We start from the raw sequence: 14779 nt of genomic DNA on the forward strand, positions 1-14779 counted from the left end.
CCCATGTAACATGGTTTGTCGGTGTCACGACCCTGAACACGGAGAATCATGTCTAAGAAGTGCGATGTCTGCGGCAAGCAGCCGACGTTCGGCAACAGCGTTGCCCGCCTGGGTAAGGGCGCGATGATCCGGCGGGTCAAGGCTCGTACGCCCCGCCGTTTCAACCCCAACATCCAGCCGGTCCGGGCGATCATCAAGGGAACCCCGACCCGCATGAAGGTCTGCACGTCCTGCATCAAGGCCGGCAAGGTCCAGCGCGTAGTCGGCTGAGGACTCGGAGCTGGGCGAGGCATGCTCGCGCTGTAGCGCTTCGGCGTGGCTCCTCGTCGTGCTGTGCGGCTGCGCTTCGCTTGCCGCAGGCGGGGGCTCCGCCACCCGCACCCCCTTCCGTGTAGGGCTGATGTAGGCGCCTCGGGTTTCGACCCGGGGCGCCTTGTCATGTCTACCGGCGTTCCGCAATCACGGTGATCTCGTTGCGGTTGTGGTGGAGCTGACGAGCGTGCAGTACGTCGTACTCCGCGCGCAGCACGTCGAGTCCGCGCCGGGCGCCGTCCAGCGGGTTCTTCCCGCCACCCTTCAGTGTCACCACCGCCAAACCACCGCGGCGCAGATGCGCGGCCGCGTCGATCATCATCCGCGCGCTCAGGATCTGATCCATCCGCATGTCGTTCACCACGACGTCGAAGCGAATCCGGTTCTCCGCGAAGAACCGGCCGGCCGTCGTCTCCGCGTGATGGATCCCGCGGTCCCGCAGCAGCCGCACGTCCAGGTAGCCCGGATCGACCGACCACACCTCCTGCCCGTGCTCCCGCAGGATCCGCGTCCACCCGCCCGGTGACGCGCCCAGGTCGACCGCCTTGCCACCCGCCGGCAGCTCCAGCCCGAAGGTCGCGATCGCTTCCTCCAGCTTGAACTCCGACCGCGACACCCGCTCCTCGCCCCGGGCCAGCCGCATCCGCCCACCCGGCCAGTCCGACAAGCTGTCCGCCAGCCGGTTCACGCCGAGCAGGATCGTCCGCGGGCTCTCGAAACACGACACGACCCACTTCTGGTCCGACCGGGTCACGCTCACACCGCGCTCGCCGAGCGCCTCCTCGATCCGGTGGAAGTACGACCCGCCGGTGCCCGCACGGTCGGTCCATGCCTGCACAGCGAGTGCCTTCGGATACTCCGGCAGCTCACCCAGAATCAGCTCCGCGAGCTCATAACCAGGCGGCAGCTCGTCGAAACTCCCGATCTCCGAGGTCAGATGCCGGACGAACATGATCCGCCCGGAGTCACAAGCCTCCGCCAACTCATGCACCGCCGGCCCGCTCACCCGCCCGATATCGGCCCCGACCCGTTGGATCGGCACCTTCCCGAACACCCCACGGATCTCCCGCACAGCCCACTCGTAACTGTCGGCCGCAACCGAGAACAACACGCTCACCGCCCGACCGTACCCAAGGACAGGCCCGACACCCCCATCCCCAGTCCCTCGCACCCGCCCGCGCCCCGCCCCCACCCGCCCCTCGCCCCACCCCCGCCCCGTGCCCAAAGAGCAGCCGCCCCACCTTTGGGCACGATGCTCGTCTTTGAGTAGCCACCAACCGTTTGGGAGGCGCTCAAATGGTTGGTGGGTTCTCAAAGTTGGTGTGCATGCACAAAGAGAAGCGGACCCACCTTTGTGCGCGTGGGCGGCGGGGGGCGGATGGCGCGCGTCCTGTCGGTCGGCGGGTTAACCTTCCGGGCGTGGAGGAACTGACGGTCGCGGTGTTGCGCGCGTGGGCTCGGACCGCCTTGGTGGAGCTGGGGCGGGCCCGGAGCGGGATCGACGAGCTGAACGTGTACCCGGTCCCAGACGGTGACACCGGAACGAACCTGTACCTGACCTGGGAAGCGGCCTGCGAGGCACTGCCCAAGGGCGAGCTGACGTTCGCGGAGGCGGTGCAGGCGTTCGGCCGGGGCGCGCTGCTGGGTGCGCGGGGGAACTCGGGCGTGATCACCTCGCAGCTCGTGCGGGCCTGCGGGATGCGGCTCGCCGAGAACCTGCCGCGGGATCGCGACACGGACGGCGTACTGGCTGATCCGCGGATGAGCGAGGCCGCGGCCTTCGCCGACGCGCTCACGTACGCCGCTGATGCCGCGTACGGCGCGGTCGCGGAACCGGTCGAGGGGACCATGCTGACGGTCGCCCGCGCGGCCGCCAACGGGGCGATGACGGCGGCCAACGACGGGAAGAGCCTGGCCGATGTGTGTCTGGCGGCGGTCGCGTCCGCGCGGCTGGCGCTCACCCGGACGACCGAGCAGCTCGATGTCCTGCGGCGGGCAGGCGTGGTCGACGCCGGGGGAGCGGGGCTGGTCGTGATCCTCGGGGCGATGGAGTCCGTGCTCACCGGGCGGACCGTCACGATCGACGTACCGGCCCGGGTCGAACCGCAGGAGGTTGCGGGTGACCTCAGCCCGGACGGGCCGGCGTACGAGGTGATGTACCTGCTGGACGCCGCTGACGAGGCTGTCGCGGACTTTCGGCGGCGGCTCGCGGACCTGGGTGACTCGGTCGTCGTGGTCGGCGGAGACGGCCTCTGGAACGTCCACGTGCATGCGGACGATGTCGGTGCCGCGATCGAGCTGGGCATCGCGATCGGTCGGCCGCATCGGATCCGCGTCACGCACTTCGCGGATCTGCCGCATCACGAACCGCCGCCGGGCCGGGCCGTGATCGCGGTCGCCGCGGGTGATGGGCTGGCCGCGCTGTTCGCCGAGGCCGGCGCCAAGATCGTGGTCGGCGGACCTGGTCGGCGGTGTTCGACCGGCGAGCTGCTGACCGCGATCGAGAAGTCCCAGGCGGCCGAGATCGTGCTGCTGCCGAACGACAAGGACTCCATCGCCGTCGCCGAAGCGGCTGCTACGGCGGCTCGCCAGGACGGATTGCGGGTCGCCGTGATCCCGACCCGCGCCCAGGTCCAGGGGCTGGCGGCGATCGCCGTACACGATGCTGCGGCGAGCTTCGACGATGACGTCGTCCACCAATCTGCGGCTGCTGGGCAGACCCGGCACGGGGCGGTCACGATCGCGGTGAAGGACGCCTGGACGATGGCCGGCCGCTGCCGCGTGGGCGATGCGCTGGGTGTTGTCGACGGTGACTTCGCGCTGATCACCGACGACCTGACCGAGGCAGCGGTCGGCGTTGTCGATCGGCTGCTGGGCGGTGGTGGCGAGCTGTTGACGATCGTGACGGGACGGGATGCTGACCCCGAATTGGCCGCCGCGATCGAGCGGCACGTGCGGCGGCAACGCAAAGATGTCGATGTCGTGGTGTACGACGGAGGGCAGGACAGGTACCCGTTGCTGATCGGGGTCGAATGAAAACCGATATGGACCGCAAACTCCGCGACTTCGTCGGAGCCAAGACGGCCAAGACTTTCGCGGACGTGCTCGAGATCGAGACCGTCGGCGAACTGCTGCGCCACTACCCCCGGCGGTACCTGAAGAAGGGTGAGCTCACCCCCTTCGACGAGCTCGAGGTCGGCGACCAGGCAACGGTCAACGGCCGGGTCAAGAAGGTCACCGTCCGCTCACTCGACACCAAGGCCGAGATCCCGCTCACCGACGTCCAGAAATGGACCCGGCGCAAGACGCTGACCAAGGTCGTGGTCACCGACGGCCGGCACGACCTGGAGCTGGCGTTCTTCAACCAGCCCTGGCTGGCGACCAAGCTGACCCCCGGTACGGCGGCCCTGTTCTGGGGCGAGGTGACGATGTTCCGCGACATCATGCAGCTCAAGGGCCCGGGGACCGAGATCCTCGACGACGAGGACCTCACCGAGGCCGAGATCGAACGCCGGGCCCGGCCGTTCCGCCCGCTCTACCCGGCGACCGCGAAGTTGCCCACCGCAACGATCGAGCGCAGTATCAAGATCGTCCTGGACAACCTGAGCGAGGAGCTCGAGGACCCGGTGCCGGAACTCATCCGGCGCAAGGAGAAGCTGCTCGGCCTGGTCGACGCGCTGCAGAAGGTGCATCTGCCGGAGACCGAGAAGGACATCAGCGCCGCCCAGAACCGGTTCCGGTTCGAGGAAGCACTGGTCATGCAGACGATCCTCGCGCAGCGTCGCGCGGTCACCGATGCGCTGAAGGCGGTCGCCCGGCCGCGGACGTCCGGTGGGTTGCTCGACGAGTTCGACAAGCGGCTGCCGTTCTCGCTCACCGCCGGCCAGGCCGAGGTGGGGGAGGAGATCTTCGCCGATCTCGAGCGACCGCATCCGATGCACCGGTTGCTGCAGGGCGAGGTCGGTTCCGGCAAGACCGTGGTGGCGCTGCGGGCGATGCTGTCGGTGGTCGACAACGGTGGGCAGGCGGTCCTGCTGGCGCCGACCGAGGTGCTCGCCACCCAGCACCACAAGACGCTGACCAGGATGCTCGGTGACCTCGCCGAGCAAGGCATGCTCGGTGGTGCTGAGCACGCGACCAAGGTCGGGCTGCTGACCGGTTCGCTGAACGCGGCAGCCCGCCGTACGGCGATGTTGGACGCCGCGAGTGGATCCGCCGGGATCGTGGTCGGGACGCACGCGTTGCTCGAGGACAAGGTGCAGTTCGCCGATCTCGGGCTCGTCGTGGTCGACGAGCAGCACCGGTTCGGCGTCGAGCAGCGGGCCGCGCTGAGCGCGAAATCGGGCGAGAACACGCCGCACGTGCTGGTGATGACGGCGACCCCGATCCCGCGGACGGTCGCGATGACGGTGTTCGGCGACCTCGCGGTCTCGACACTGACCGAGCTGCCGGCCGGGCGGTCGCCGATCCAGTCCTCCGTCGTACCGGCCAAGCAGAAGCCGGACTGGCTGGACCGGGCCTGGGCGCGGGTCCGCGAGGAGGTCGGCAAGGGCCACCAGGCGTACGTCGTCTGTCCGCGGATCGGCGACGACGTGAAGAACGCGGCCGACGAGGAAGGTGATCTCGCCGCCGGTGACGAGGAGGGCGACGGCAAGAAACAGGCCCGGCCGCCGATCTCGGTCCTGCAGGTCTCCGAAGCGCTGGCCGAGATCCTGCACGGACTGCGGGTGGAGATCCTGCACGGCCGGTTGCCGGCCGACGAGAAGGACGCGGTGATGACCCGGTTCGCGGCCGGTGAGGTCGACGTACTGATCGCGACCACGGTGATCGAGGTCGGCGTCGACGTACCGAACGCCTCGACGATGGTGATCATGGACGCCGACCGGTTCGGCATCTCGCAGCTGCACCAGCTGCGCGGCCGGGTCGGCCGCGGCAAGGTGCCGGGGCTGTGCCTGCTGGTCACCGACCTGTGGGACGGGACGAAGTCGTACGGGCGGCTGGCCGCGGTAGCGTCGACGACGGACGGGTTCGAGCTGTCCCGGATCGACCTCGAGACGCGCCGCGAGGGCGACGTACTGGGCGTGGCGCAGTCGGGCAAGCGGAGCAGCCTGAAGCTGTTGAGCGTGTTGCGGGACGAGGAGATCATCTTCACCGCCCGCCACGTGGCCCAGTCCCTGATCTCGGTCGACCCTGAGCTGGCCGACTACCCGGCCCTGCGTTCCTTCGTGCAGAGCGCGCTGGAGTCCGAATCCACCGAGTACCTGGAGAAGACATGACTGTGTTGGATGCCACGCTCCGCGCGGCGGGTCATGGCGCCTGGTTCCCGTCCTTCCCTCGTCGCTCCAGTCGCTTCGCTCCCTGCGCTCCTCAGTCCAGTCCGGGGGCGCCATGACCAGGGTGATCGGGGGAGTCGCGGGCGGGCGGCGGCTCGCCGTACCGCCGGGGGACGGGACGCGTCCGACGGCGGATCGGACCAGGGAGGCGCTGTTCTCGTCGCTGGAGGCGGAGTTCGGCAGCTTCGACGGCGTCACGGTGCTCGACCTGTACGCCGGATCCGGGGCGATCGGGCTTGAGGCTCTGTCGCGTGGTGCGGCCAAGGTGGTTCTGGTCGAGGCGGACCGCAGGGCGGCCGAGGTGATCGCGGCGAACGTCAAGGTCGTCGGGCTACCCGGGGTCACGGTGCTGAGTCGGCCGGTCGAGAAGCTCGCCGCGGGGGACGCCCCGGCCGAATTCGACCTGCTGTACGCCGACCCGCCGTACAAGCTGGAGACCGCCGAGCTGCAGGACGTGCTGGTCGCGCTGGCCGCGAACGGCTGGCTCGCGGCGGACGCGTTCGTGGTCGTCGAGCGCGGGAAGCGGGAGCCCTGGGAGTGGCCGGAGGGGTTCGCCGGGCTGCGCGACCGCAAGTACGGCGAGGCCCGTCTTTGGTACGGTCACCGCCATGGCTAAGGCTGTGTTTCCGGGCTCGTTCGACCCGCCCACGATCGGCCACCTGGACGTGATCGCCCGCGCGGCCGGCGCCTTCGAGGAGCTGATCGTCGCGGCCGGGGTGAACCAGTCCAAGAAGCGGCTGTTCAGCGACGACGAGCGGGTCGAGATGCTGACCGAACTCGCCGAACCGTTCCCGAACGTCCGGATCGCCACCTTCGACGGGCTGCTCGTCGACTTCTGCACCGAGCAGGGCGCGAGCGTGATCGTGAAGGGCCTGCGGACCGCGGCCGACTACGACTACGAGCTGCAGATGGCCCACCTGAACCGGCGGATGACCGGCGTCGACACGGTCTTCCTGCCGAGCGCGGCCGACCACAGCTTCATCTCGTCGAGCTGGGTCAAGGAGATCGCCAAGCTCGGCGGCGACGTGTCAACCTTCGTGACGGTCAGTGTTCACACCCGGTTACTGGCGAAACACCGGTAGGCCCCGAATTGGGTGTCGGGCCGGGTAGTTGATAATGTGGTCTACCGGTCTCGTTGAGACCGAGATTTATGCCTGCCCACGCCTGAAAGGGAAGCCCTGAGCGTCTTGGATCCGCGGTCCCCACTCGTGATCGACACCCACGAGCTGTCACGCCGCGCCGGGTCCCAGCGCGAAGTCTCCTTCACGGCCGCAGCACCGGCAGATCTCGGTATCGACGTGATCGGCGTCCCCGAGGGCGATCCGATCCAGTTCGATCTCCGGCTGGAATCGGTGGTCGAAGGGGTTCTCGTCACCGGATCGGCCAGTGGCCGGCTGGTCGGGGAGTGCGCGCGGTGCCTGGTCGATATCGAGGACGAGTTCCTCGCTGACGTCCAGGAGCTGTACGTCTACCCGGAGAGCGAGGCCGAGCCGGACGAGGCCAGCCGGATGGAGGGCGATCTGATCGACCTCGAGCCGGCGCTGCGGGATCAGGTGGTGCTTGCGCTGCCGTTCCAGCCGTTGTGCACGGACGACTGTCCGGGACTGTGCCCCGAGTGCGGGGTGCGCCTGGTGGAGGAGCCCGGACACAAGCACGAGGACGCGGCCGACCCCCGGTGGGCCGCCCTGGGCGGACTGCTCCAGAACGACCAGCAAGACAACTGAACATCGAACACACGCACACCAGCCGGCCGGGTCAACCAGCCCCCGGCCGAACCGAGGAGTCATAACCGTGGCCGTTCCGAAGCGGAAGATGTCGCGCAGCAACACCCGCAACCGCCGGGCTCAGTGGAAGACCACTGCGCCGGCGCTGGTGACCTGCGTGAACCCCGCCTGCCGCGCCAAGCACCTGCAGCACACCGTTTGCCCCACCTGCGGCCAGTACGGCGCGAAGGGCGAGCGTCGCCAGGTCGTCGAGAGCTAAACGGCACCCATCAGTGAATTCATCGGTCAACGCTGAGCCTGCCTCGGCGCATGGGGGGCTCTACGCCGAGCTGAACGAACGGCTCGGCGTAGCGCTGGCTGACAATTTGCTGGAGCACGCCTTCACCCACCGTTCGTTCGCGTACGAGAACGGCGGGTTGCCGACCAACGAGCGGCTGGAGTTCCTCGGGGACTCCGTGCTCGGGGTCATCGTCACGGAGTCGCTGTTCCGCAACCATCCGGACCTTTCCGAGGGCCGGCTGGCCAAGCTGCGCGCCGCCGTGGTCAACATGCGCGCCCTCGCGGGGGTCGCCCGCGAGCTGAAACTGGGCAAGTACCTGCGGCTCGGCCGCGGGGAGGAAGCCACCGGCGGCCGGGACAAGTCGTCGATCCTGGCCGACTGCGTCGAGGCGCTGATCGGCGCCGTCTACCTGGACCGCGGGTTCGAGGTGGCCGGCAGCGTCGTGCACCGGCTGTTCGACGACCTGATGGAGTCCTCGGCCCGGCTCGGCGCCGGCCTGGACTGGAAGACGTCACTGCAGGAGCTGGTCGCCCAGCTCGGCGTCGGCGTCCCGGAGTACGTGATCGCCGAGTCCGGTCCCGACCACGCCAAGACCTTCGAGGCGCGGGTCCGGATCGGTGCCGACACCTACGGTCACGGCATCGGCCGGAGCAAGAAGGAAGCCGAGCAGCAGGCCGCCGAGACCGCCTGGAAGGCCCTGCGCGCCGCGCATCCCGACAGCACGGATCCCTCCCAGCAGCCCTAGGTGCCCGAGCTTCCTGAGGTAGAGGTCGTCCGCCGCGGTCTGGCGGACTTCACCACCGGCCGGACGATCGACGCGGTCGAGGTCCTGCACCCCCGCCCGGTACGGCGTCATGCCGCCGGGCCGGACGATTTCGTCGCCCGGCTCAAGGGGCAGGTGTTCGCGGAGCCGGCCCGGCGCGGGAAGTATCTCTGGCTGCCGCTCACCTCGGGTGACGCGGTCCTCACCCACCTCGGGATGAGCGGCCAGTTCCGGGTCCAGCCGGTCGGCGCGCCGGACGAGGCCCACCTGCGGGTCCGGATCCGCTTCGCCGACGACGGCGGAGAGGTCCGCTTTGTGGACCAGCGGATGTTCGGTGGTCTGTCCTATTCCGAGGGCGGTGCCGAGCTGCCCGCCGAGATCGCCCACATCGCCCGGGACCCGTTCGATCCTTTGTTCGACGCCGAGGCCGCGGCCGCCGCGCTCCGGCGCCGCAAGACCGGCCTGAAGCGGGCCCTGCTGGACCAGACCGTGGTCAGCGGGATCGGCAACATCTATGCCGACGAGGCGTTGTGGCGCGCGAAACTGCACTACGCGCGGGCCACCGAGTCGCTGAAACCCTTGCAGGCAAGGGAAATTCTCCGCCACGCCCATGAGGTGATGGCCGCGGCGCTGGACGTCGGCGGGACCAGCTTCGACGCCCTGTACGTCAACGTGAACGGCGAATCGGGTTATTTCGAACGCGGTCTGAACGTCTACGGGCAGGAGGGTTCACCGTGCCCCCGGGACGGCCGCCCGATCCGCCGCGAGCCGTTCATGAACCGTTCGTCGTACCGCTGTCCGAGATGCCAGCCGGTTCCGCGGCTCGTCCGCTGGTGAGCGAGGTATTGTTAATAAGTGTGGCCCAGGTTGACCGCCCGCCTTACGGGTGTCACCCTGAAAGACGGTACACATTTTCAGCGCTCCCCATCGCGATCTGAGCAGGGGTGCGCACACCCGGCCAGAACCCTTCCGGAGGACAGCACAATGGCCAAGGCTCTTCTAGGGCATCTTGGAGGCACTGACCCGCGCATGCTTGAGCAGGTTCGTCTGCTCAACCGGCGTGTCGCCGATCTGGAGGCGCACGTGATGCGCCTGCAGGCAGAGAACGACCATCTCGTCGCACAGGTCCACGAGGGCCGGCTGCTGACAGTCGACGAGGCTCTGCGCACTCCTGCCACGGTCTGAGGACCGGGCCGCACCTGAACTACCGCACGATGGCGGCGGTGGCCCCCGTCCGGGCCTCCGCCGGTTGTGCCTGTCCGCAAATGTTGTGCTCCCCCATCCACCCGCCTGCCGCTCCGACCGGTAGGCCTCCACGGTTTCGCGTACGGCGCTTTGTAGACTGTGCGACGGAACTACTTCCCCGGGTAGCGACAGCGTTACGAGTTGCGACGGTTCCTTCGGTATCGTCTGTCCTTTCACGGGTTGGAGAGCATCGCTTTGTATCTCAAGAGCATGACGCTCCGAGGCTTCAAGTCGTTCGCGTCGGCCACGACGATGAACTTCGAACCGGGGATCACCTGCATCGTCGGCCCGAACGGCTCCGGTAAGTCCAACGTCGTCGACGCCCTCGCCTGGGTGATGGGTGAGCAGGGCGCCAAATCCCTGCGCGGCGGCAAGATGGAGGACGTCATCTTCGCCGGCACCTCCGGCCGCAGCCCGCTGGGCCGCGCCGAGGTGGTGCTCACCATCGACAACACCGACGGCGCGCTCCCGATCGAGTACGCCGAGGTCACGATCAGCCGGACGATGTTCCGCAACGGCGGCTCGGACTACCAGATCAACGGCCAGAGCTGCCGGCTGCTGGACGTCCAGGAGTTGCTCAGCGACTCCGGTATCGGCCGCGAGATGCACGTCATCGTCGGCCAGGGCCAGCTCGACTCGATCCTGCGCGCGACCCCGGAGGGCCGCCGCGGCTTCGTCGAGGAGGCCGCCGGTGTCCTCAAGCACCGCAAACGTAAAGAGAAGGCGATCCGGAAGCTGGAGGCCACCGAGGGCAACCTGCACCGGCTCGGTGACCTGATCCAGGAGATCCGTCGCCAGCTGAAGCCGCTCGGGCGCCAGGCGGAGGTGGCGCGCCGGGCGGTGACGATCCAGGCCGAGGTCCGCGACGGCCGGGCCCGGTTGCTCGCCGACGACATCGTCCAGGCCCAGTCCGCGCTCGAGGCCGAGCTGGCCGACGAGGCGCGGATGACAGAACGCCGTACCGAGATCGAGGCCAAGTTGCGCGAGGCGCGCGACCTGGAGGCCGAGCTCGAGGAGGCGCTCCGCGAGGACGCGCCGGCGCTTCAGGCCGCACAGGACACCTGGTACCAGCTGTCCGGGTTCGGCGAGAAGATCAAGGGCACCGCCCGGATCGCCGCCGACCGGATCCGCTCGCTGAACGACGAGGCCGACGACGGCCCGCGCTCCGGCCGGGACCCGGAGGAGCTCGAGCTCGAGGCGGCCCGGGTGCGCGAGACCGAGGCCCAGATCGAGGCCGAGGTCGAGGCCCACTCCGAGCTGCTGGCCGAGGCCGTCGAGCGGCGCCAGGTGCTGGAGAACCAGGAGGCCGAGGAGGAGCGCCGGATCTCCGCGCTCATCCGGGCTGCCGCCGACCGCCGCGAGGGCCTGGCCCGGCTGACCGGTCAGGTGAATGCGCTGAAGAGCCGCGCGGCCGCCGCCGAGTCCGAGATCGGCCGCCTCGCCACGAACATGAACGAAGCCGAGGCCCGGGCGGCCAAGGCGCAGCACGACTTCACCGCACTGGAGACCCAGGTCGCCGGGCTGGATGCCGGCGAGCGCGGTCTCGACGATCAGTACGAGGCGGCTCAGTCGGTTCTCGACGAGCTGGACGAGCGGCTGGCCAAGCTCCGCGCTGAGGAGCGGGACGCCGAGCGTGAGCGGACCGGTCTGAGCGCCCGCAAGGAGGCGCTGGAGCTAGGCCTGAACCGCAAGGACGGCGCCGGCGCTCTGCTAGCCGCCTCTGAGCAGGTCAACGGCCTGATGGGCTCGGTCGCGGCTCTGTTGAGCGTGCGCTCCGGGTACGAGACGGCCATCGCGGCCGCCCTCGGCGAGGCCGCCGACGCGGTCGCCATCACCCATGCCGACGCTGCGCTGGCTGCGGTCGGTCACCTGAAGGAGCACGACCTCGGCCGCGCCGGGATGCTCCTGGGCGACGCGCCGACCGACGACTACCCGAGCTGGCCGACCCTGCCGTACGGCGCCGTGTACGCCGTCGATGTCGTGGAGTGCCCGCAGAACCTGCGCCCCGCGTTGCGCCGACTGCTCCGCAAGGTCGCGATCGTGGACGACGTACCGGCGGCGCAGTCGCTGGTCCGCGGTTTGCCCGACGTCACGTGCTCGACGCGAGCGGGCGACGTACTGGGTGCGCACTTCGCGTACGGCGGATCTGACGCGGCCCCGAGCCTGATCGAGGTGCAGTCGGCCGTCGACGAGGCCGCCGAGAAGCTGGTCGAGGCGACAGCGCGCAGTGAGCGGCTGCGGTTCGAGCTGGCCGGCATGGAGGACGAGCGGTCCCGGCAGAAGGAGTCCGTCGAGATCACGCTGGCCCGGCTGCACGAGTCGGATGCCGCGATGGCGGCGGTGGCCGAGCAGCTCGCGCACTTCGGGTCGCTGGCCAAGGCGTCCCGTGGCGAGGCGCAGCGGATGGCCGAGGCGATCGCCGCGGCCGAGGCCGAGCGCGACAAGAACCTGTCCGGTCTGGCCGAGCTCGAAGAGCGGCTGACCGACGCCGAGATGTTCGACGAGGACGGCGACGAGCCCGACACGTCGACCCGCGACCAGCTCTCCGAGTCCGCCAAGGCCGGGCGTGCCGCCGAGATGGAGGCGCGGCTCGCGCTGCGCACCACCGAGGAGCGGGCGCGGGCACTGTCCGGCCGGGCTGACCAGCTGGAGCGTTCGGCTCGCCAGGAGCGCGAAGCGCGCGCCCGTGCGGTCGCTCGTGCTGCTCGCCGGGCTCGCCAGTCCGAGGCCGCGCAGGCTGTCCACCTCGCGACCGGTCACGTGCTGGCCCGGTTGGAGAACTCGCTGCACCTGGCCGCGACCGAGCGGGCCGCGATCCAGGCCCAGCGCGCCGACCGCGAGCAGGCGCTCGCGCAAGCCCGGTCCGCCACCCGCAACCTGAGCTCCGAGCTGGAGCAGCTGACGAACACCGTCCACCGCGACGCGCTGGCCCGGGCCGAGCAGAAGATGCGGCTCGAGCAGCTGTACGAGAAGGCGCTCGGCGAGCTGGGTATCGCGGTCGAGGCGCTCGTCGCGGAGTACGGTCCCGACCAGCTGGTGCCGCCGCTGCCCAAGGACGGCGACGACAACACCCTGGAGCTCGAGGGCGAACCCTTCGACCGCGCCAAGGTCGAGAAGCGCCTCAAGTCCGCCGAGCGCTCGCTGAACCAGCTGGGCCGGATCAACCCGCTCGCGCTCGAGGAGTTCGACGCGATGGAGGAGCGGCACCGCTTCCTGTCCGAGCAGCTCGAGGACCTGCGCAAGTCCCGCCGCGACCTGATGGACATCGTCAAGGAGGTCGACGACCGCGTCGAACAGGTCTTCACCGAGGCCTACCGCGACGTCGAGATCGCCTTCCAGCACGTCTTCAGCCGGCTCTTCCCCGGCGGCGAAGGCCGCCTGATCCTCACCGACCCCGACGACATGCTCGCCACCGGCATCGACGTCGAGGCCCGCCCACCCGGCAAGAAGGTCAAGCGCCTCTCACTGCTCTCCGGTGGCGAGCGCTCCCTGGTCGCGGTCGCCTTCCTGGTCGCCCTCTTCAAGGCCCGCCCCTCGCCCTTCTACATCCTGGACGAGGTCGAGGCTGCCCTCGACGACACCAACCTCGGCCGCCTCCTGGAGATCTACGAAGAACTCCGCGAGAACAGCCAGCTCCTGGTCATCACCCACCAGAAGCGCACCATGGAGGTCGCCGACGCCCTGTACGGCGTCACCATGCGCGGCGACGGCGTCTCCGCGGTCATCTCCCAACGCATCCGCGAACCCGAACCGGTGTAGCTGCAGCGCGGTGTGTCTCACCGCGCTACGCTTGATTCATGAAGGTGATTACTCAGCGGGAGTTCCGCAATCAGTCCGCGGCGGTGATGGATGCTGTCGAGGCCGGCGAGACCTACCACATCACCAGGAACGGCACTGAGGTCGCGGAGTTGCGTCCGCTGACCAGGCGGCGTCAGCCGACGACCGAGGAGTTGCTGGCTCAGGCCCGGCTCCTGCCTCGCATCGACGCCGCGGCGATGCGGAGAGAGGCGGATGAGTTCTTCGGTTCCGAAGACCGCCTCGGGGATGATGACGATCCGTTCGAGCGCGTATGAGCGAGCTGCCATCGGTGGGTGTTCTGGACACCTGCACCTACATCGACTTGCTGGATCTGGAGACTGCAGACCTCCCCGAGCGTTGGGAGTTGGCGGCCGTCTCGCTGGCAGAACTGCACCAGGGCGTCAGTATGGCGAAGGATCCGTTCACTCGCGCGGCTCGGGCTGAGGTGCTGGCCTCGGCGGCGCGAATGTTCGACCCGCTGCCTTTCGACGGGAATGCCGTGGCGCGGTACGGGACCTTGGTGGCGTTGACGGTCGCAGCAGGCCGAGATCCGCGGCCGCGGCGGATGGATCTGATGATCGCCGCTACGGCGTCGAGCCGAAACCTCCCGCTGTACACGCGGAATCCGGCGGACTTCCGGGGGCTCGACGACGTGTTGACCGTCTACTCGGTCTGAACCGCTTGCAATTGCTGAGACGACCGGTCATATTGGGTTCATGGCCAGACGGAGTATGCGGGAGGAGATCCTCGAGTCCGGGGTGGAGTTGTTCCTGGAGCGGGGGTTCAACGCGGCGGCGGTGAAGGACATCACTGACCGGGCGGGGGTGCCGAAGGGGTCGTTCTACAACCACTTCGAGAGCAAAGAGGCACTCGCCGCGGTGGCGCTGGAGCGGTACGGCGAGACGCGGCCGGTGCCGTTGTTGCGGGACGAGTCGCTGGCGCCGGTGGTGCGGATCCGGCGGCACTTCGAGTCATTGGGGGCGGAGTTGTCGGAGTACACCAAGGGGTGCATGTACGGGAACTTCGCGGCCGAGGTGGTCGACCACAGTGAGCCGCTGCGGTTGCGGGTGAAGGGTGGCCTGGACTACTGGTCGTCGGCGCTGGCCGAGACGATCGCGGCGGGGCAGGCAGCGGGGGAGATCCGCGCCGGCCTCGATCCCGAGCGGACCGCTCGCTACCTGACCAGCGCCTGGGAGGGCGCGATCCTGCGGGCCCGGGCGGACAAGTCCGGCGAGGCCTTCGAGATCTTCTTCGACCTCACCTTCAGCTCTCTGCTGGCCTGAATTTCAGCCGTCCTCAGACGAGGGCGGCTTTCTCTTGAGTA

15 protein-coding genes are annotated in these 14779 nt (G+C 69.1%); 14 read left to right on the top strand and 1 reads right to left on the bottom strand.

The features are described 5' to 3' along the window. Positions 1-48 precede the first annotated feature (48 nt). The gene (gene rpmB / locus ABD231_RS22765) at positions 49-270 is read left to right on the top strand and encodes a 50S ribosomal protein L28 (RefSeq protein WP_184830723.1); all 222 of its coding nucleotides are present in this window, start codon (positions 49-51) and stop codon (positions 268-270) included. A gap of 172 nt (positions 271-442) precedes the next feature. On the opposite strand, the gene ABD231_RS22770 is transcribed toward rpmB, so the two are convergent. Next, a complete protein-coding gene (locus ABD231_RS22770; RefSeq protein WP_344155394.1) occupies positions 443-1429 on the bottom strand; it encodes an SAM-dependent methyltransferase in 987 nt (328 codons plus the stop codon). Positions 1430-1731: 302 nt separating this feature from the next. Between ABD231_RS22770 and ABD231_RS22775 the strand changes: the two genes are divergently transcribed. From ABD231_RS22775 to ABD231_RS22835, 13 genes are all read left to right on the top strand, one after another. Continuing rightward, complete coding sequence (locus ABD231_RS22775; RefSeq protein ID WP_344155397.1) at positions 1732-3348, top strand: DAK2 domain-containing protein; 1617 nt, start codon at positions 1732-1734, stop codon at positions 3346-3348. Next, the gene (gene recG, locus ABD231_RS22780; protein ID WP_425554197.1) at positions 3345-5588 is read left to right on the top strand and encodes an ATP-dependent DNA helicase RecG; all 2244 of its coding nucleotides are present in this window, start codon (positions 3345-3347) and stop codon (positions 5586-5588) included. Before ABD231_RS22775 ends, recG begins: the two co-directional genes overlap by 4 nt. Before the next feature lie 112 nt (positions 5589-5700). Next, on the top strand, positions 5701-6261 hold the full coding sequence (rsmD, locus tag ABD231_RS22785; protein WP_344155403.1) for a 16S rRNA (guanine(966)-N(2))-methyltransferase RsmD: 561 nt from the start codon (positions 5701-5703) through the stop codon (positions 6259-6261). Further along, the gene (coaD, locus tag ABD231_RS22790; RefSeq protein WP_344155406.1) at positions 6254-6727 is read left to right on the top strand and encodes a pantetheine-phosphate adenylyltransferase; all 474 of its coding nucleotides are present in this window, start codon (positions 6254-6256) and stop codon (positions 6725-6727) included. Before rsmD ends, coaD begins: the two co-directional genes overlap by 8 nt. Positions 6728-6853: 126 nt before the next feature. Beyond that, a complete protein-coding gene (locus tag ABD231_RS22795; protein ID WP_344155409.1) occupies positions 6854-7369 on the top strand; it encodes a YceD family protein in 516 nt (171 codons plus the stop codon). 67 nt (positions 7370-7436) lie between these two features. Then, positions 7437-7628, top strand: a complete 192-nt coding sequence (gene rpmF, locus ABD231_RS22800) for a 50S ribosomal protein L32 (RefSeq protein ID WP_132408468.1) — start codon at positions 7437-7439, stop codon at positions 7626-7628. A 13-nt stretch (positions 7629-7641) separates the two neighbouring features. Continuing rightward, complete coding sequence (gene rnc / locus ABD231_RS22805; protein ID WP_344155417.1) at positions 7642-8394, top strand: ribonuclease III; 753 nt, start codon at positions 7642-7644, stop codon at positions 8392-8394. Further along, entirely contained in the window at positions 8395-9249 is an 855-nt protein-coding gene (gene mutM / locus ABD231_RS22810) for a bifunctional DNA-formamidopyrimidine glycosylase/DNA-(apurinic or apyrimidinic site) lyase (RefSeq protein WP_344155420.1), read from the top strand. It abuts the gene before it with no gap. 192 nt (positions 9250-9441) lie between these two features. Next, a complete protein-coding gene (locus ABD231_RS22815) occupies positions 9442-9597 on the top strand; it encodes a hypothetical protein (protein ID WP_238176310.1) in 156 nt (51 codons plus the stop codon). 270 nt (positions 9598-9867) lie between these two features. Then, positions 9868-13416, top strand: coding sequence for a chromosome segregation protein SMC (gene smc, locus ABD231_RS22820; protein ID WP_344155425.1), 3549 nt, complete (start codon positions 9868-9870; stop codon positions 13414-13416). Between the two features lie 38 nt (positions 13417-13454). Beyond that, entirely contained in the window at positions 13455-13730 is a 276-nt protein-coding gene (locus ABD231_RS22825; RefSeq protein WP_344155428.1) for a type II toxin-antitoxin system Phd/YefM family antitoxin, read from the top strand. Next, on the top strand, positions 13727-14131 hold the full coding sequence (locus ABD231_RS22830; RefSeq protein WP_344155431.1) for a type II toxin-antitoxin system VapC family toxin: 405 nt from the start codon (positions 13727-13729) through the stop codon (positions 14129-14131). The genes ABD231_RS22825 and ABD231_RS22830 overlap by 4 nt, the downstream gene beginning before the upstream one ends. 40 nt (positions 14132-14171) lie before the next feature. After that, entirely contained in the window at positions 14172-14738 is a 567-nt protein-coding gene (locus ABD231_RS22835) for a TetR/AcrR family transcriptional regulator (protein ID WP_344155433.1), read from the top strand. The last annotated feature ends 41 nt before the right edge of the window (positions 14739-14779 follow it).

It is taken from the genome of Kribbella yunnanensis, from assembly GCF_039529655.1.
GTDB classification, from domain to species: domain Bacteria; phylum Actinomycetota; class Actinomycetes; order Propionibacteriales; family Kribbellaceae; genus Kribbella; species Kribbella yunnanensis.